Source organism: Robinsoniella sp. (assembly GCF_034124845.1).
Window position 1 is genome coordinate 29,901 of record NZ_JAWYAJ010000306.1, and the last position, 482, is coordinate 30,382.

Consider the following 482-nt stretch of genomic DNA (forward strand, 5'->3'; position numbering starts at 1 on the left):
GCATTAAACGCAATACCTCCAAACCATCCATCAGAGGCATCATGCGGTCCAGAAGGATAATATCATGGGCCTTATCACGAATAAGATGTAACCCGTCTTCACCGTTATGGCAGAGATCAACGCTGATATTCTCCTGCTCCAGTTGAATCTTTAGAGATTCACATAATTTCACATCATCTTCTACAATTAAAATTCTCATGATAGCTCCTTTACTGCTTTACTCGTTTTATTCTTTTTTATTATAGCATAAAAAATCCCATGGAAAGACCATAAATTGTGAAGTAATTGTGAAAGATATTTTTTTATCGTAAATCTATAATTTTTAGAGATAACTTAGAGAAAGAGATGCTATGATGAACAGGAAATCAAGAAAAGGGTAAATAGATCAACAGGAGGAAATATGGAGCCAATCATAAAAAAGGTACTGGGAATGTTCCTGATGGCCGTTATTACTATAATTACACTTGCGGGATGCGCTGGGG

The 482-nt window shown here is 36.1% G+C and carries 1 protein-coding gene; it reads right to left on the reverse strand.

What is annotated here, in order from left to right; translation table 11 throughout:
- On the reverse strand, positions 1–199 hold a 199-nt coding region (locus tag ACH2DQ_RS15515; protein ID WP_395027342.1), incomplete at its 3' end, for a response regulator.
- Positions 200–482: the final 283 nt, after the last annotated feature.